The 17,235-nt window shown below is 67.8% G+C and carries 16 protein-coding genes and 1 riboswitch; of the genes, 3 read left to right on the top strand and 13 right to left on the bottom strand.

The window, feature by feature from the left end:
- Positions 1 to 31: 31 nt before the first annotated feature.
- A riboswitch (cobalamin riboswitch) is annotated at positions 32 to 186 on the bottom strand.
- The 10 genes from CPH63_RS06090 to CPH63_RS06045 form a co-directional block, all read right to left on the bottom strand.
- On the bottom strand, positions 153 to 1,049 hold the full coding sequence (locus CPH63_RS06090; RefSeq protein WP_157749321.1) for an HAD family hydrolase: 897 nt from the start codon (positions 1,047 to 1,049) through the stop codon (positions 153 to 155). It overlaps the preceding riboswitch by 34 nt.
- The gene (locus CPH63_RS06085) at positions 1,046 to 3,700 is read right to left on the bottom strand and encodes a phosphoribosyltransferase domain-containing protein (RefSeq protein WP_172892166.1); all 2,655 of its coding nucleotides are present in this window, start codon (positions 3,698 to 3,700) and stop codon (positions 1,046 to 1,048) included. Before CPH63_RS06085 ends, CPH63_RS06090 begins: the two co-directional genes overlap by 4 nt.
- On the bottom strand, positions 3,697 to 4,893 hold the full coding sequence (locus CPH63_RS06080) for an HpcH/HpaI aldolase/citrate lyase family protein (protein ID WP_096302024.1): 1,197 nt from the start codon (positions 4,891 to 4,893) through the stop codon (positions 3,697 to 3,699). Before CPH63_RS06080 ends, CPH63_RS06085 begins: the two co-directional genes overlap by 4 nt.
- 78 nt (positions 4,894 to 4,971) lie before the next feature.
- Positions 4,972 to 5,934 carry a hypothetical protein gene (locus tag CPH63_RS22115; protein WP_157749320.1) on the bottom strand — a complete coding sequence of 321 codons (963 nt, stop codon included), beginning with the start codon at positions 5,932 to 5,934 and terminating at the stop codon, positions 4,972 to 4,974.
- A complete protein-coding gene (locus tag CPH63_RS06070; RefSeq protein WP_197704598.1) occupies positions 5,931 to 6,485 on the bottom strand; it encodes a TerD family protein in 555 nt (184 codons plus the stop codon). Before CPH63_RS06070 ends, CPH63_RS22115 begins: the two co-directional genes overlap by 4 nt.
- 26 nt (positions 6,486 to 6,511) lie before the next feature.
- The gene (locus CPH63_RS06065; protein ID WP_096302021.1) at positions 6,512 to 7,012 is read right to left on the bottom strand and encodes a hypothetical protein; all 501 of its coding nucleotides are present in this window, start codon (positions 7,010 to 7,012) and stop codon (positions 6,512 to 6,514) included.
- Positions 7,013 to 7,096: 84 nt separating this feature from the next.
- The gene (locus tag CPH63_RS06060) at positions 7,097 to 8,374 is read right to left on the bottom strand and encodes a toxic anion resistance protein (protein WP_096302020.1); all 1,278 of its coding nucleotides are present in this window, start codon (positions 8,372 to 8,374) and stop codon (positions 7,097 to 7,099) included.
- A 107-nt stretch (positions 8,375 to 8,481) separates the two neighbouring features.
- A complete protein-coding gene (locus CPH63_RS06055; RefSeq protein ID WP_096302019.1) occupies positions 8,482 to 9,195 on the bottom strand; it encodes a tellurium resistance protein in 714 nt (237 codons plus the stop codon).
- 124 nt (positions 9,196 to 9,319) lie between these two features.
- Positions 9,320 to 10,507: a DUF475 domain-containing protein gene (locus CPH63_RS06050; RefSeq protein WP_096302018.1), complete on the bottom strand. Its 1,188-nt coding sequence runs from the start codon at positions 10,505 to 10,507 to the stop codon at positions 9,320 to 9,322.
- Between the two features lie 70 nt (positions 10,508 to 10,577).
- Complete coding sequence (locus CPH63_RS06045) at positions 10,578 to 11,153, bottom strand: TerD family protein (RefSeq protein WP_096302017.1); 576 nt, start codon at positions 11,151 to 11,153, stop codon at positions 10,578 to 10,580.
- Between the two features lie 320 nt (positions 11,154 to 11,473).
- Here CPH63_RS06045 and CPH63_RS06040 point away from each other — a divergent pair, with 320 nt between their 5' ends.
- On the top strand, positions 11,474 to 12,052 hold the full coding sequence (locus tag CPH63_RS06040; protein ID WP_096302016.1) for a hypothetical protein: 579 nt from the start codon (positions 11,474 to 11,476) through the stop codon (positions 12,050 to 12,052).
- Position 12,053: 1 nt separating this feature from the next.
- Here CPH63_RS06040 and CPH63_RS06035 read toward each other — a convergent pair whose 3' ends face one another.
- From CPH63_RS06035 to CPH63_RS06025, 3 genes are read right to left on the bottom strand one after another with little or no spacing between them, the layout of a single operon-like run.
- Positions 12,054 to 13,343 carry an adenosylmethionine--8-amino-7-oxononanoate transaminase gene (locus CPH63_RS06035; protein ID WP_096302015.1) on the bottom strand — a complete coding sequence of 430 codons (1,290 nt, stop codon included), beginning with the start codon at positions 13,341 to 13,343 and terminating at the stop codon, positions 12,054 to 12,056.
- 9 nt (positions 13,344 to 13,352) lie between these two features.
- On the bottom strand, positions 13,353 to 13,745 hold the full coding sequence (locus tag CPH63_RS06030) for a nitroreductase family deazaflavin-dependent oxidoreductase (RefSeq protein WP_096302014.1): 393 nt from the start codon (positions 13,743 to 13,745) through the stop codon (positions 13,353 to 13,355).
- 11 nt (positions 13,746 to 13,756) lie between these two features.
- A complete protein-coding gene (locus CPH63_RS06025; protein ID WP_197704597.1) occupies positions 13,757 to 14,230 on the bottom strand; it encodes a GNAT family N-acetyltransferase in 474 nt (157 codons plus the stop codon).
- Positions 14,231 to 14,389: 159 nt separating this feature from the next.
- Here CPH63_RS06025 and CPH63_RS06020 point away from each other — a divergent pair, with 159 nt between their 5' ends.
- Together CPH63_RS06020 and CPH63_RS06015 are read left to right on the top strand one after the other, a co-directional pair.
- Positions 14,390 to 16,456, top strand: a complete 2,067-nt coding sequence (locus CPH63_RS06020; RefSeq protein WP_096302012.1) for a phosphocholine-specific phospholipase C — start codon at positions 14,390 to 14,392, stop codon at positions 16,454 to 16,456.
- A 23-nt stretch (positions 16,457 to 16,479) separates the two neighbouring features.
- Positions 16,480 to 17,226: an HAD family hydrolase gene (locus CPH63_RS06015; RefSeq protein ID WP_096302011.1), complete on the top strand. Its 747-nt coding sequence runs from the start codon at positions 16,480 to 16,482 to the stop codon at positions 17,224 to 17,226.
- The last annotated feature ends 9 nt before the right edge of the window (positions 17,227 to 17,235 follow it).

Below are 17,235 nucleotides of genomic sequence, written 5' to 3'. Positions count from 1 at the left end.
GGTGCTCCTTCAGGGATCTTGCGTCCCTTGTCGATGGGATGCGGTGATGGCCGAAGATCTGACTCACAGGCCTGCGCTGAGCGCTGGCGGCCTGCTTACAGTGGCGCGACCGTGCCGGATTCCCACCGGCTTCCTCATGCCATCATGCGTGCTCACCGTATCGGTAGCGACACCCCACTGGCAAGGCGCGGGGCGGCTTCGCCGCAGTGGCTCGCCACACCCTCGCGGAACCATTCGAGGATCTCGGCACCGGCGGCAACGCCCCGCGCCCGGGTCACTTCGACGTGCGGAGCGCTCCAGCCCTGCTCGTCCAACTCCCCGTGGGCGGGCCGGATTCCGCGGTCGGCCCCTTCCAGCAGGTCGATGTCCAGCAGCGAGTCGCCGGCGGCCAGCACCAGTTCACTACCTCGGCGACGGGCCACCTCGGCCACTGCGGCCCGTTTGGTCAGGGCGTCGGGGACCCAGTAGAGCTTGCGCCCCTGAAGTGACGTCCGCCAGCCCAACCGGGATGCCCAGGCGGTGGTCTCGGCGATGAAATCGGCCGGGACGGCGCCCCGGTCGAGCACCGCGTAGCAGAAGAGATCCTCCGCGCTTCGTAGCTTGAGCACCCAGTCCCGCCCGGCCAGTTCCTGCAACTCGGCCCACACTCGGTGGTGCGGTTGCGACCCACCAATCGCCACGGCCACCCGCGCCGCCCAGTCGGCGTCCGGCTCCCCGTCGTGCAGCAACACCCCGCCATTGGCAGCCACCGCGTAGCCGTCGCCGGATGCGGGCGCCGGGACGGGCAGCTGAACCCGTCGCAGCTGCGCCACCGTCCGGGTGGTGACCGGCACGAAGGTGCACTCGGCGGCCAGTGCGGCCAGTGACTGAGCGGCCGGTTCACTCATGAACGACAACGGCCCGCCCTCGAAGACCTCCACACAGCGCAGCTCCGTCACCCCCCGCGGCGGGGCCGGCGTCGCGCCCACCGGTCCGTCCAGCCCGGTCGCGGCCCGTGAGTAGATGAGGGTCCGATCGAGGTCGGAGGCGACCAGCACCGGCGATCTCACCGGCGCACCGCCGTTCCATCGGCCCCCACGGCGCCCCGGGTGAACTGCGGATGGATGAGCCCGACACAGCTGAAGGCCAGATCCTCGACGTAGTCGATGCCAACACCACGACTATCCGCCAGGTGCTTGATGTGCCCGAGCGATGCGGCGGCGTCCGGACGCATCAGGACCCGCCAGGGCACCCGGCGCAGCAGCACCCGCGTCGTCTCACCGACCCCCGGTTTCACGAGGTTGAGGTTGCCGATGCCGTACTCGGCGCTGATCTTCTCCACGGCCGTCCAGCCGGCCCAGGTCGGGTGCCGATCGCTGTCCCGAAGCTGCCGCCACTCAGTCGCCACCCGGTCGGCCACGGCGGGGAACCGTCTGCTCACCGCGTCCAGAAAGGTGGCCGAGACGTCGACGCCGGCCAGCTCCCGGTAGAACTTGGCGCCGTGGAACTGGCGCGGTCCGATCCGGTCGTTGAGTACCGTCCGCGACACAAGCCCGGAGACGGTCGAGTTCAGGCAGGCCGACGGGATGAGGAAATCGTCCCGGGTGCCGAAGAACTCGGTGCACCCACCGGTGTCGGCCAGCACGGCCAACTCCGGCGAGAGGCGGTCGGCGCCCGCGAGGCCGAACTCCCGGTTGGCCTGCGCCACGGCGTCACTGAGTTCACGGGTGATCGCCCCCTTGCCGGTCCACCCGTCGACGAACATCAGCCTTGATGCGCCGAACTGGGCGACGAGGTACCGCAGTGCGACGCTGTCGATGCCGCGGCCACGGACGATGCTCACCGCGAAGTGTGGCAACTGCAGGTCATGGGTCGCGGCGGCCCAGCGGCGCATCAGGACCCCGACCGGGGTGCCGGCACGGGCCAGCGAGACCAGCACGGTGTCGCCACCGCGGGCGTCCAGTACCAGTTCGGTGACGACGCCGACCGCCCGGGCGATCCGATCAGCCGACTCGGCCAGCGCGTCGACGAAGAGCTGCTGGTACTCCACGCTCGGCTGGTACTCGATCGGCAGGGACTCGGCGTAGTGAGCGCCGCCGGCCTGGATCGCCTCCTCCCGCTCCTCGATCGGCGCCTCCAAGTCGACGCCGCTCAGGTCGGTGAGTAGCCAGCTCACCTCCTCCGCCGCGTAGCTGCCGAACTCCGGCGCGTGCAACGGTGAGGGTAGCGATGGCACCTTGCTGGGCAGCACCACGAGCAGCACGTTCGGGACGATCTCCCTTAGTTTTTCGAGCAGTCCGTCGGCGTGGCGGAGCGCTGGAGTATCGGCGACGGCATCGACTACGAGGACGACGTCGGTGAAGGCGTGCCCGGCTACGTTGTAGGCGTAGCGCGCGGCGTCGGCGGTGGCTGGCACTTCATCGATGCTGTCGAAGCGCAGCCCCGTCCTGATGGCGTACCCCGGTTCGTCGACGGCCAGCACCGGCGAACGGGTGGTGCTGGAGAAGCGCACGCCGTTAGGGTGATCGGGCTGACCGGGTTGACGGGGTGGACCGGGCTGGTCGGGATGGTCGGGCGCCTCAGCCAGGGCTACGGCCAGGGCTAAGGCGATCTGCAGCGGCGCGTACATCAGCTCCTCGAAGCCGAGGACGAGCACCGAATCACCTGACAATTGCTCGGCGATCGCAGCCGCCGCGGCGGTGGCCGCCTGGCGGATGGCCAGCGATCCGACGGGCGACACCCCGTGTCTAGCTCCATCCGGCACACTGACCGGCCAACCGACCTCAACGCGCCGCAGCGCGCCGGCCGGTTCCTGTTCCGGCTGCTCAACCGACATCGGTTCAGCAGTCGCGTTGGCGGCCAGTCGACCCTGGACCAACCGCTGTCCCTGCTCGATCGTCGCCGGCGTCACCGGCAACGTTCCGGCGACCAGCGACACCACGTCGATACGAACGCCGAGTGCAGCCGCCAGGTCGTCCAGCCGGGCCCGGTCGGCCGGACCGCGTAGATCAACCAGGGCCGCCACCACGTAGTGACCCCGCGGAGATTGAGCCTGTAGCGCAGCGATCGTGTTGAGGAGTGTGGTGCCGGTCGAGAACTCGTCATCCACGAGCACCAGCGGTGAGTGGCCGGTAAAGAACGCAGGATCCTCGGGGAGGAGCAGATGACTGCTGGCGTGACTGTGCTCCTCCTCGAAGCCGCCGACCGGCACCCCCGTCAGGACCCGGCGCCGGGTCGAGTGCAGGTAGTCGGCCGCCAGCGAGTCGGCGACGGCGTGCCCCAACGCGGTCGCCGTCTCGGCGTAACCCAGAACGATCGGCCGGAGGGGTTGATCAACCCCGACCCGCTGCTCGTCGTCACAGAGTTCCAGCAGCGCCGGCCCGGCGCCCGGAATGCCGTCGAGGGCAGCCCGCAGCAGCTCACCGCCGCGCCGTTGAGCGCTCCCGTCAGAGTGACCGCCGACGAGCCGTTGGCTGACCAGCAGTCCGAGCAGCCGCCCGGCCCCGTAGACCACTCGCGGATCGGTCGGCACGTGCTTTCCGAGGACCGTCGAGACCAGCAACTGCACCCGCCGCGGATTGCGCCGCAGCGCCAGCCCGAGCAGGTCGGTCAGCTCCAGCCCGACGGGTGAACTCTGGGTCCTGAGACGCAGATCGAGACGGTCGCTGACCCATTGGCCAGGCCACGGGTCGGCGACGATCGCGCTGAGATTGTCGGTCACAGATGCAGGCCGGCGCCGAGGAGGTCGACGAAGGAGACTTCCGGATTGGCGACACCGAAGACGCGGGCGCGCAGCAGGATGCGCCGGGCCCAGGCGGCGTGCGGCTTGCTCTCGTTCATCTTGTTGTTGTACGGCGACGCCGCCGCTCCCCCCTGGGCCGCCGTGCCGACCACGTCGAGGGCATCGACGAACTCCTCGTGCGTTACCACTGAGAGCGCATGGACGGCGGCGACGTGCGTCGGGTGAATCACCGTCTTGCCGGTCAGTCCATTGGCCTTGTCCAGGGCCACCTCCCGGATCAGGCCGTCCAGGTCCTTGGCGATCAGCTGGGTACGCAGCGCTCGCTCTTCGCGCACGATGAAGGGCGACTCGCGCAACTGCGGCTTGAAGATGCGCTCGGCCGCCGCGAAGTACTCCCACACCGGCCCAGTGACGATGAAGCCCTCATCAGCCCCGTCTGCCTCACCCGCCGTATCCCGCCGGCCGATCACGTTGACCACGTCGGCGATCACATCAGCGATGATCCGCACGTCATAGACTGTGAGGCCGCGCGCCCGGCGCAGACCGTAGACCGAAGAGAGATCGGTGGCCCCGATGCGCACCGCCAGCACGCTCTGACGGTGTTGGCGCAGCAGGTCACGGATCGCGAGCAGGGTCGGGATCCGGGACTCGGCGAAGATCACCTCGGGCGATTCGATGACCGGCATCGCCAGCAGTTGCCGACCGATCTCCGCACTCGCCTTCTCAACGCTCTCCAGAAAGGGGGGCCCGGTCTGCGGGGTGAACTTGGGCAGTACGAAGCCGGTGAGGACGTCGACGTGCTCCCCGAGCCCGGTGACGATGGTGGCGATCTGGTCGGCCGATCGCACCCGGACGAAGATGAGCGGCCCGTTCACCGGGCCGCCCCCGCCCCGGCGGGCATACTCCCGGATCTGCGCGACGACGTTCACTTCGGCGGTGTCGACCTCGTCGTCGGGCACCGAGTCCTCCAGGCAGATCACGCTGCTGACCAGCCCCTCGGCATTTCGCTTGGCGAGGTCGTCGGCCAGAGTGCGCCGGGTGCCCGGCGTGTAGAGCGTCGCACCGAGGGCGATGGCCAGCAGTTCGCTGTCACCGTCGGCGGAGAAATCCTGCGGTTCTCGGTGGAACAGGCGCGACCGTTCGGACTCATTGAGGAAATGGAAGTGTCGCATCTGAGTCCCCCTTGCTTGGAAGGTCTGTTCGGATGGTCTACCTGACGTAGTTGAACGACACACAAACTGGGCTGGGTGCTACTCGACCGGGGTGCGATCGTCCAACCAGCTGATCCGGTCATACCCATAGGCCTTACATGCTTCACGTATCGGCCCGGCAATGAGTTCCATCTCGGCCCGGAGCACGAACTCGCCCCGGATGTTGTAGAGCGACATGAGAGCCAGGGTGCCGGCGGCCGGAGCCAGCTCGATCGGTACCTCGATGCGGGCGCCGCCGAAGGTTGTGACTACAAAGGTGCCGCCCCAGTTCAGCGGTGTCTGCCCGCCCGCGTAGGCACCGCTCTCGGAGAAGGCGTAGATGAGCACTCGCTCCAGGAGCTGGTTCTGCCGAAGATCCAACGAGATCTCTTCGTATTCATCGCGGGACGTCATCACCACCGGCCGCTTGGACGACTTCGGTCCGTAGCGACTGCCCTGGGCGTGCTGGGCGGTGGAGGCGTGCCCATCGCGAAGCTGATAAGCGCAACCGAGACGAAGGTCGCCGACCGCCGGCGAGCAGGCCGCTTCGAATTTCAGCGATCCGACGCCGCTCTGGAGCCGCGTGAGCGTTATGGTCGGGGACTTTGCACTGAGAATTGTTCGCGTTCCGGAGATCGCGCGCGGCTCCACGAAGGTCGGTGCGCGCCGGGTCGTGCGGTGGGTGACGTGAATTCGTTGCTCCCCCGCTGCGGCGACCGGAGCCGGTGCCGCAGTCGGCGCCGTGGGAGGCGCCGTGGGTGCCGCGGTCGGCGCCGTGGGTGTAGCCGGGGAGGAGAGATCCAGCAGCGAGCCGGAGACCGGCGCGGCTGGGGCGGCTGGGGCGGCTGGGGCGGCTGCTGGTTTTGCCGCGGGAGCCGGTTTTGCCGCGGGCGCTGGTTCTGCCGCGGGAGCTGGGGTCCGCACGGACGGCGGCGCCGGTCGCGGGCGGGAGCGGTGCCGCAGAAAGGTCAGATCACCGCGCGGCGGCGCGCTCTGCGGTGAGCGGGGGTCGGCCGGCGTCACAGGGTCAGCCCGTAGTCGGCGGCCAGCCCGGCGATTCCCTTCGAGTAGCCCTGGCCCAGCACTTTGAACTTCCACTCGTCCCCGCGCCGGTACAGCTCGCCCAGCGATGCCGCCATCTCCCCGGCCAGCGAGGCAGCCAGGTCCTCGGAGCGGACCAGTTCAGCGTCTCCGTCCCGGTTCAGCACCCGAACCGTGCAGTGGCGCAGTTGCCCGAGGGTGCGCCGCTGCAGCGACCCCTCGTTGACGTAGAGAATCACGACTATCCGGCTCACCTCCGGCGGCACCTGGTCGAGCGCGATCTCGATCTGTTCGTCGTCGCCACCCAGCGCCTGTTCCAGCTGGCTGACCGAGAGGTCCGGTGAGGTGAGCTGGTTGAAGAAGACGAAGTGCTCCGCGGAGAGAACCCGCTGGTCGGCGTCGCAGAGCAGCGCCGCCACTACCAGGTTCTCGGCCAGCGCAGCCTCCGACCCGGCGTCCCAGCTGATGCCGAGAACCACCCCCGTGAGGGTGGGTATCTCACGGGTTAGGGACACATTCGCCCCGCGCATCATCGTCGCCATTGTGCTTGCAGATCCCCCTACAGATCCAGGTCGGAGCCGGTGAACTTCGCCTGCAGAAATCGCCCCTGGGCCAGCAGCGCGTCGGCGTCCTGATCGCGCACCGCGGACAGCAGTTGGGTGCCGGCCAGACGCAGCGAGTCAATCTGCTCGACCAGCGACTGGGATGGCGAATGTCCCGACGGACGCGGGGTGTTCACCACGCCCGCATCGAGGGCAAGGTAGCTGCGCAGCGTCGTCGGCAGGTAGTCGTTCAGCACGCCCTTCACCGTAACCACCGCATAGATGTCCAGCTCACGAACCTCGGACGTGTCGATGACTTCGCGCAGCGTGTCAGTGACCCGCCGCGCGGCGACGACCGCCTCGCCTGGCAGCTTTCCGGCGTTGGAGTTGATGAGCCGGTTGAGCTCGTAGGCGTTCCAACGCAGCATCGCCGGGCTGTCCTCGGCGTCGGCCGCGGGGGCAACACCCTTCTTCCCCGACGGGGTCCGCGCCCGGTCGTCGCCGGCTCCGCTCGGCATGATCTCCCTACGAAACCAGGCCACCGTGCCCTCCCCGTCGTGCCAGCGTATCCAATTCTGTACTCAGCCCAGCCCCGGCCTTCGTCAGGAGCCGAGCTGCGGCGGCGGCGTCGAAGTGCCCACGGCCGGGGCCCGCGACTCGGAGACCTCACCCTGGCGGGTGCGCTCCAGGTAGGGCTTGGCCCGGGTGATCTGCCCCTCCAGGGCGGTCACCGTCTGACTCATGCTGTCGACGGCCTGGGCCCGGAAGGTGTCGATCGCATCCATCGTCTGGAAGACGTTGTCGAAGGCGGTCTGCAGCTTGTCGATATCGATCGTGCTACTCGCCGCCTGCTGGTTGATCTGCCCGCCCTGGATGCGCAGCTGCTCGGAGGTCGATTCGATGAGGTTCGAGGTGACCGTGTTGAGCGCGGTGATCTGGTCGAGCACTAGCTTCTGCCGGGAGAGGGCCTGGGCCACGATGACGGCGGTGCGCAGCGCGGCGATGGTGGTGGTCTGGGCGCGGTCCACGCCCTTGATGAGCTCGATGTTGTTCTTGCGGACGAGATCAAGCGCCATGTAACCCTGCACCGAGACCGCCATCTGCGTCATGATGTCCTGACGGCGCTGCCGGATCGGGAAGAGCGCATCGGCCCGCAGCGTCGTGGCAGCCTGAGTGTTGCCGGCCGCGTCAAGCTCAGCTGCCTTCGCCTCCACGGCGGCGTCGAGGGCGGAGGCCAGCTCGTTGTACTCGCTGAGTTTCTCCATCGCCGTCCACATGTTCGCCTTCTCGGTCTCGATACTGGCGTTGTCCTTGCGCAGTTCGTCCTGACCGGAGGCGAGCGACTTGATGATGGCATTCAGGTGACTCTGCGCGGTCTCGTACTTGGCGAAGTAGCGCTGAATCTTGTCACCACCGGGAAGGAATTTGAGCACCTTCTTCGCACCGCCCAGATCGGCCCGCGCCGGGTCGAGTTCGGTTACGGTGGCCCGCAGGTCGACGAGGGTGTTCGCCACCCGGGTCTGGGCGTCTCCACCGCCCTTCCCCTTCGCCGCGCTCAGAGCCGCGGCCGGGCGATCGAGCATCCGGCTGGAGACGTTGGCCGAGGAGCGCATGTCGGCGTCGCCCATCGTGGTGATCGCGTTGACCTTCTGCGAGAACTCCGGCGACCGGACATCCAGGGCGGCCAGTTCGGTGGCGAACGAGTCGGCCCGCGCCTTCAGCTCCAACTGGCGGGCGCTGTCCACCGGAACCGCGCCGGCGGCCTGCTCCTGCTCGACGACCGGGACCGGAGCCGGAGGGGTGAGGACCAGCGCCGTGCTCGTTGCCGGCGCGGCGGCCGGGGCCGGCGCCGGGGTCGCCCCGAGGTCAAGCTCTGACATAGGTGAAGCTCCTTCTCCAGGAATGAAACCAGTTGAAACTTACTCGTCGACGCTGAGAACCACTGCAGGCCGGACAGCTGCGCGGGCGCTTCCTCCCGAGAAGCCCATTACTTGCGGCCCGGGGCCCAATTCATACCCCAACCGTAGGCCCGATCCAATGCACTCTGACCGCCGTCGACGTAGTTCACCTCACGGCGAACGGTCAGTTCGCCGTTGTGGCTCTCCAGTAGCGCGATGCCACAGATCCGCGCGCCGTCACGCGCCTCATCCAGCCGCACCTCGACCTGCGGACCCGCTGCCGGATAGAGCGTGACCAGCCCGTCGGCCGCCGCCCAGTTGGCAACACCCTGGTAAATAAAGGCGAAGACCATGATCCGCTTGATCTGGTTGACGTAGCTGAGGTCGACGAAGAGGTTCTCACCGGCGTTGTTCGTGCCCGAACGGTCATCACCGTCGAGACGGATCACCGGCGCCATGACGCCCTTCGGGCTGGCGGAGAAGGCGTTACCCAATGCCTGCACCACGCCCTTGGAGCCGTCGGTGAACTCGAAGAGGCAACCCAGGTCGAGGTCGATACCGGCCTGGGGGGCGAGTCGCTTGAAGAATCCCGCGCCCGCGGCCGCGGCCGGGCGGGCGTTCCAGTTCAGATTGACCCGCAGCATCCCGCCCGCTGAGCCGCGCTTGGTGAGCGACACGGTGGGCGCCGCCTTGGTCAGGGTCACCTTGGCCGGCGCCGGGGATGCAGCCGGTGCCGGTGCGGCCTCAGCCACTGGTGCGACCGGTTCGGCGGCCTTCGGTCGTTTCGTGTAGTCGATACCCATTAGCTGTACTTCCCTCTGCTCGAATCGTGCGTCGCTGTGCTGCGACGGCAGCCGTGCTTCTGCAGCGTGTCCCCGATGGTAATCCCGGGGCACCGCCTGTCGTTGGCGTCGCCCATCAGCCATCTCATCCGGCCGCCGTCGTCGTCGCGACGGCCGTACTCTGGGACGCGGCCGCCGCCTCCGCCGCCAGCCGACGATTGCGCCTGATCGACGAGGCGAGCGCGGCGCCGATGAAGGAGACCCCGATGAGGCCGGTGACGACCTCGGGCACCTCGTACTTGATGGTGAAGAGCAGCAACACCGCGAGGGCGCCGATCGCCCACTGTGCCCCATGCTCCAGGAAGACGTACTCGGCCAGCGTCCCCTTCCGCACCAGGAAAACGGTGAGCGAACGGATATAGAGCGCGCCGATGCCGAGCCCGATCGCGATGATGATCGGGTCGGAGGTGATGGCGAAGGCCCCGATGACACCGTCGAAGCTGAAGGTGGCGTCGAGCACCTCGAGGTAGAGGAAGAGGAAGAACGCCGCCTTGCCGGCCACCTTCACCACGCTGCGAACAGAGTCGCCCGCCCCAGAAGCAGTCTGCTCAGAACCAGTCAATTCGGCGCTGGTGTCGGCCGAACCGTCGGCCACCGACTCTTCTACCGCCGCCTCGATCATCTCGTCCTCACCGGCCTCGAATAGCGAACCGAGCCCGTTGACGAGTAGATAGACGATCAACCCCATGCAACCGGAGACCAGGACGGTGCTGTCCTTCCCCTCCGGCGCCAACGTGTTCGCGGTGATCAGCAGCGCCACCACCGCCACCACGACCGAGAGCTGGTCGAGCATCCCGATCTTGGCCAGCGGCTTCTCGATCCAGGTCAGCCAGGTGATCTCCCGCTCCTCGAAGATGAAGTCGAGGAAAAGCATCAGCAGGAAGATGCCGCCGAAGGCCGCGATGGCCGGGTGGGCGTCGTGCAGCAGGTAGGCGTACGTCCCGGGGGTGTCGATGCTGCCACCCTCGATCGCCAGCCGGTACGCCTCAGAGGGAGAGAGCTTCGCGGTGACACAGACGATCAGCACCGGGAAGAGCAGCCGCATGCCGAAGACGGCGATCAGCACACCCACGGTGAGGAAGATGCGCTGCCAGAAGTCGTTCATCCGCTCCAATACGGTCGCGTTGACGACCGCATTGTCGAAGGAGACGGAGACCTCGAGCACCGCCAGGATCGCGGTCACCGTCAGCGCGGTGGTGCCGCCATAGAGGAAGGCAGCGAGCAATCCCAGCAGCGTTATCCCGAAGGACACGCGGAAGGTGCGGAGCAGCATTATTTCCTAGCTGTTGTCGGCGGTCGGACGTTGCCAGTCGAAGAGGTTGCCGGTTAAGAGGTTGCCGGACCTAGACGTTCACGCCATAGTCGCGGGCGATCCCGGCCAGTCCCGCGGCATATCCCTGACCCACGGCCCGGAACTTCCACTCACCGGCGTTGCGGTAGAGCTCGCCGAAGACCATCGCGGTCTCGGTGGAGGCGTCCTCGCTGAGGTCGTAGCGAGCGATCTCCGCCCCGCCGGCCTGGTTGACGATCCGGATGAAGGCGTTGCGCACCTGCCCGAAGCTCTGTCCGCCGGCCTCGGCGTTGTAGATGGAGACCGGGAAGACGATCTTGTCGATCTCGGCCGGCACGGCCGCGAGGTTCACCTTGATCGCCTCGTCGTCGCCTTCGCCCTCGCCGGTGAGGTTGTCACCGGTGTGCTCGATCGATCCGTCCGGGCTGGTGAGGTTGTTGAAGAAGACGAAGTGCCCGTCGGAGAGCACCCGGTTGTTGGCGTCGCACGCGATGGCGCTGGCATCGAGGTCGAACTCCTGCCCGTCGGTGGTTCGGGCGTCCCAGCCGAGGCCGACGAGGACAGCGGTCAGGCCGGGGGCTTGCTTGGTGAGCGAGACGTTCCCGCCCTTGGTGAGGCTGACTGACACTTTGACTCCAGAGGTTGTCGGCGGGGCAGGGTGCCGGGCCGAAGTGGCTCACCGTCGCAGTGCTGGCGACGGTGGGGACTGCGTTCTCACTGAGAACTCACGACGAGTCCTCACAGTTCCGCGTCCCAGTCTGCTCGATGCCCCACGGCGACTGACGCTGGGAGCGAGAGATGAATCGCTTTGAGTTGCGTAAGGGCAGCGCACGGGTTCTGCTTACCTGCGCTTTACCGCATACCTGTCCGATTGAATGGGATTTGTTGCGGTTTAGCGGTTAATTAAGACCACTTCCACCGTCCTTCCATCGCCTGGAGCCGAACGAAATGCGCAAATTCCCCATCGCTGTCGGCAGCGCTGCCGCAGCTGCGGCACTCACCCTCACCCTCGCCGCCTGCGGCAGCGACGCCTCCACCGCCGCCTCGGCGCCGAGCAAGGTGTCCGCCTCGGCAACGCCGGCCCCCACGGCCACCCCGGTGCCCACCCCGACCCCGCTCACCAAGGCGCAGTTCATCGTCCAGGCCAACGCGCTCTGCACGGCCACCAAGAAGAAGTCGGACGCCATTCCCGACCCGAGCGAGGAGGGGAGCTTCGCGGCTGTGGCCTCGAGCAGCGCGCAGGAGGAGGAGGTCCACTCCGAGTACTTCGCCGCTCTGACCCCGCTTGTCAGCCAGGCAGCCGACGCCGCGACCCTACAGGCTAAGTGGCTTAGCATCGAGAACGCGGATTGGACGGCGTCGAAGCCGATCTTCGACGAGCTCATCGCGGCCGCTCAGGCGGAGGACGAGGCCAAGGTGAATACCCTCCTCACGGCCGTGGGCAAGACACCGGACCACAGCGCCCAGCTGGCGAAGTTCATGACCAGCTACGGCCTGACCAAGTGCGCCGCCCTAGAGAACAGCTGACCTAACCGGCCGCAACCGCAACCGCAACCGCAGCGTCCGCGATCTGCCGTACGTCAGCATCCGTGCTGACGTACGGCGGCATCGTGTAGACCAGGTTGCGGAAGGGCCTTAGCCACACGCCGCGCCGGGTCGCCACCACCGTGGCCGCGGGCACGTCGACCGGCTGGTGCAGTTCGATGACGCCGATTGCTCCGAGCACCCGTACATCGGCCACGCTCGGCAGTTCTCGGGCCGGCTCCAGCTGTGCCCGCAGCACCCCTTCGATCCGCGGCACGCCGCGGCGCCAGCCACCCCGCTGAATGAGATCGGTGCTGGCCAGGGCGACCGCGCAGGCCAGCGGGTTGGCCATGAAGGTCGGGCCATGCATGAGGCCGCCCGCCTCGCCGGCCGAGACCACCGCCGCCACCTCGCTCGTGCAGAGCGCCGCCGCCAGGGAGAGATACCCCCCGGTGAGTGCTTTGCCGACGCACATCAGATCGGGACTGATGCCGGCATGCTCGGCCGCGAAGAGAGCCCCACTGCGACCGAAGCCGGTGGCGATCTCATCAAGGATGAGGAGCACTCCGTGCTCGTCGCAGAGCTCACGCAGCACCCGCAGGTAGCCCGGGTTGTAGAAGTGCATCCCACCGGCGCCCTGGACCACCGGCTCGACGATCACCGCGGCCAACTCATCGGCGTGACCGGCGACCAACTCCTCGAGGTGGGCCAGATACTGAGGCTGCAGCGGCGTCTCGAACCCGGCCGGCGGCCGGTCGGCGAAGAGGTGTTTGGGCAGTACACCGGCGAACATGCTGTGCATCCCACCCACCGGATCACAGACGGACATAGCCCCGAAGGTGTCACCGTGGTAACCGCCGCGCAGGGCCAGCAGGCGCGTCTTCCCGCCCCGGCCACGGGCCTGCCAGTACTGCAGGCTGAGCTTGATCGCCACCTCGACCGAGACCGAACCCGAATCGGCGAAGAAGACGTGCTCCAGCCCGGCCGGGGTCATCTCGATCAGCCGTTGGGCCAACCGGATACCGGGTTCATGGGTGAGCCCGCCGAACATCACGTGGGCCATCTCGCCGAGCTGCTCCTGAATCGCCGTGTCCAGTTCCGGGTGGCGATAGCCGTGGATCGCCGCCCACCAAGAGGACATGCCGTCGATCAGATCCTCGCCGTCCGGCTGGCGCAGGCGCACCCCGCGGGCTGAGCTGACCGGCAACGGCTGAGTTCGGGCCGGCATCGGACCGTACGGGTGCCAGACGTGGCCGGAGTCGTACCGGACGAGCTGCTCCCACGCGGATGCCATCCCGGCAGCCTAGTTCGAGGCTGGGTCGCTCCTCTTCAGCAGCAGGAAGTCATAGACGCGCAGCAAGCCGAGAATCTGCCGCTCCACCACCCGGGCCTGCGCGCGGGACGGATCGTGCAGCACCCGCGGCGCGGTGAGCTGGTACGTCCGGCTGCGGGTGGTGAGCCCGCACCCGCCCTCGGCCAGCACGTTCTTCACCCAGTCACTCTCGACGCCATAGGTCAGCGCGATCAGGAACCCGTCGGCGACTGTGAAGACGTTGACCGGCGTATGGAACTCCCGCCCCGAACGGCGTCCGTGGTGGGTGACCAGGCCGAACCCGGGAGCCCAGGGCACAACTCGACTCGTCACCTTGTTCAGACCGGCCCGATTGAGCCGGGCCACCATTCTCGGAACGGGCATGACGATCCCTTCTAGTCGACCTCCAGCGTCAGCGTCAGGTAGGCACTGTTCGAGCTCAGCGGATAGTCACTGAACGGTCCACACGGCACGAACCCGGCACTCTCATAGAGTGAGCGCGCCGCGTCGAAGGCGGCCATCGTGCCGGTCTCCAGGCTGACCCGACGCAGCCCGCGCTCTCGCGCAACTCCCAGCAAATGATTGAGTATTCTTCGCCCGGCGCCCTCCCCCCGAGCCTCCGCCGCCACGTGCATCGACTTCAACTCGCCCTCATGGGCGTTGAATTGCCGCAGCGCACCCACCCCGAGCAGCGCGCCGGCTCGCCGCAGCGCGAAGAAGGAGATGCTCGGATCCAGCAGCGCCTCGACGTTCAGCGCATGGACGTCTTCGGGCGGGCTGTGCAGGTTGGCGAAGGCAAGATGGCGCTCCAGCAGGGCGCGAATGTCGGGCGTCCGGGGGTCTTCGGTCGAGATCACGCTGTCATCCACAGGTGAAATTTTACGCGGACCTCGCGCAGGAGCCGGGCTGGCGCGGATGTCGCCTCAGTTTCGCCTGGCTGAGGCGAACCGTTCACCTCAGTTCCACCTTCGTGGGCTGAGCTGAATGCACTTCTTCCTTCGCTGTCCCCCGACCAATGGAGCAGAGCTATGAGCGGCGTGTCGCGACGAAACTTCCTGGGCGGCGCGGCCGCCGCGGCCGGTGCGGTGGCGGCGAGCCAACTGCCCGGAGCCGGCACGGCCGACGCGGCGACCGTGCCGTCAGCCGATCCCGCCGCGAAACGCGGTCACCGGGGCAGCATCAAGGACGTCAAGCATGTGGTGATCCTGATGCAGGAGAACCGCTCCTTCGACCATTACTACGGATCACTCGGCGGTGTCCGCGGCTTCGCCGACCGCCAGGCACTCACCTACCCCCGCGGCGGCGACGTCTTCGCCCAACCCGACCTGGCCCGCCTCGGCACCTCCACGCTGAGCCCATTCCACATGGACACCACCAGGTTCAACGCCCAGGAGGCCAGCGACCTCGACCACAGCTGGCTGGGGACGCACGCGGCCTGGAACGGCGGGGCCTGGGACGGGTGGGTCGGCGCGAAGGGCGAGGAGACCATGGGCTACTTCACCCGGGCCGACATTCCCTGGCAGTACGCGCTGGCCGACGCCTTCACCATCTGCGATCAGTACTTCTGCTCCATCCAGGGCCCGACGACACCGAACCGGCTCTACCTCTGGACCGGGACGATCGACCCGCAGGGTCAGGCCGGGGGTCCGGCGATCTCCAACCCGGACGACTACCTGCCGGTCTACAACTGGAAGACCTATCCGGAGCGGCTGCAGCAGGCCGGTGTCAGCTGGCAGGTCTACGCCAATGACGAGGTCGGCGACGGGGACGACGGCTGGCTGGGCGACTACGGCGACAACCCGCTCTGGCTCTTCCAGGCCTACCATGACGCGCTCGCCTCGTCCGACCCGAAGGTCCGCCAGCTCGCCGATCGGGCCAGCCTGCGTACCGAATGGAAGCCGGACTCCGGTCAAGGCCAGAACGTCGACCATGTTCTGCAGCAATTCATTGACGATTGCGCCAGCGGTTCGCTACCGACCGTCTCCTGGGTGGTGGCCCCGTACGGGTACTGCGAGCACCCGCGGGCTCGCCCGGCCGACGGGGCGAACTACACCAACCGGGTGCTCAGGGCTCTGTGGGAGAACCCGAAGCTCTGGGAGTCCACCGCCGTGCTCATCAACTTCGACGAGAATGACGGGTTCTTCGACCACATCCCGGCCCCCTTCGCGGGGCCCGGTACCCCAGGCGAGATCGTCGACGGACTTCCGATCGGGCTCGGTCCCCGGGTGCCGATGACCGTCGTCTCGCCGTGGAGTCGCGGCGGCTGGGTCAACTCCCAGACGCACGACCACACCTCGGTGATCCGCTTCCTTGAACAAGTGACGGGAGTCCGCGAACCGAATATCTCCGACTGGCGCCGCGCCGTCTGTGGTGACCTCACCAGCTGCTTCGACTTCGACTCCTTCGACCCCAGCATTCCCAAGCTGCCCGACACCGCCGAACTGGTGGCCGAGGCGGACCGGGAGAAATCCCTTCCGGCGGTGGCCATCCCGGCACTGGGAGGCCAGCCGGCGCCGATCACCGAACTGGGCGGGCGGAAGTCCCGGACGCTCGGGTACCGGGCCGACGGGAACCTGAGCGTCGACACCAAGACCGGCCAGGTAACCGCCACCGTCACCAACCTCGGCTCGCTGGCGCTACCGCTGTCGGTCTACTCCACGCACCGCGTCCCGTTCGTGGCGACGCCGCTGCTGGTCCGACCCGGTGAGAGCGCGAGCTACCCGAACGAGACGCTGCTCAGTGGGCTGCGCTACGACCTGGCGCTGCACGGCCCCGATGGCTTCCTGCGCACCTTCGCGGGGGCGGTCACCCTGGTCCTTCCACACGCCGGGGCAATCCCGGGGGCGTCGGTGAGGCTGCCGAAGACGGCCACTGACGCCGTGCTCATCCGGCTGGAGAACCGCGGACGGGCCGGGGAACGCTTCACCATCCGCTCGAACGACCACGGACCGCGAAAGGTCACCGTGCTGGTAACCGGCGGCGGACACAGCGAGTTGACCTGGCCGACGGTCGAGGGGCGTTATGACTTCACCATCACCGCCGACACCGACCCGCACTTCGCCTACCGCTATGCGGGGCGAATCGGGGTCCGCTGAGGAGCGCTGATAGCGTCGCCGAGGTGACGGACGAGCACGGCAGCGGCCAGCGCGAGGCCGATGTCGGAGGCGATGTCGGAGGCGACGTCGAAGGCGACGTCGGGGGCCGTTACCGGGGTGTCCTCTTCGACTTCTCGGCCACGCTCTTCTACATCGAATCGTCCGAGGCGGCCACCACGGCGGCGGGGCTGGACCCGGCTCGATGGGCCAAGCGCCTGCACGACGGTGGCGCTCTGAACGGAAGCAGCGGCCCGGAGCAGATACCCCTACATTTGCAGGACGTCTGGGCTCGCCGGGACCTCTCATTGGCCGCCCACCGGGAGGCCTACTCCGGGATGAGCCGGCATACCGGGCTCTCGGCCGACGAAGCGGCGCGCCTCTACGAACGGGGCGTCAGCGTGGCCGCCTGGCGACCCTATCCGGAGACTTTGGCGGTCTTGACGCGCCTGAAGGCCCTGGGGATTCCGACGGCCATGGTGAGCAACATCGGCTGGGACCCGCGCCCGGTGCTATCCACCCACGGCGCCCTCGGCCTCATCGATGAACTCGTCCTCTCTTATGAGGTAGGTGTGATGAAGCCCGATCCGGAGATCTTCCGGATCGCCTGCGCGCACCTGGGCGTCACGCCCGCGCACTGCGTGATGGTCGGTGACAACCCACACGCCGACGGCGGGTCGACTGCGATTGGCTGCCCGTTTGTCTTCGTCGAGCCCGACCCGGCGCTGCGTGCCGCCGACGCCCTGCGGCAGGCCGCCGGGATTTGCTGCTAGACAGTAGCT

The sequence above is a fragment of the Jatrophihabitans sp. GAS493 genome, assembly GCF_900230215.1.
In the GTDB taxonomy this organism is placed as follows: domain Bacteria; phylum Actinomycetota; class Actinomycetes; order Mycobacteriales; family Jatrophihabitantaceae; genus MT45.
Note: the sequence above shows the minus strand (reverse complement) of the source record. Positions and strands in the feature narration are given on the sequence as shown.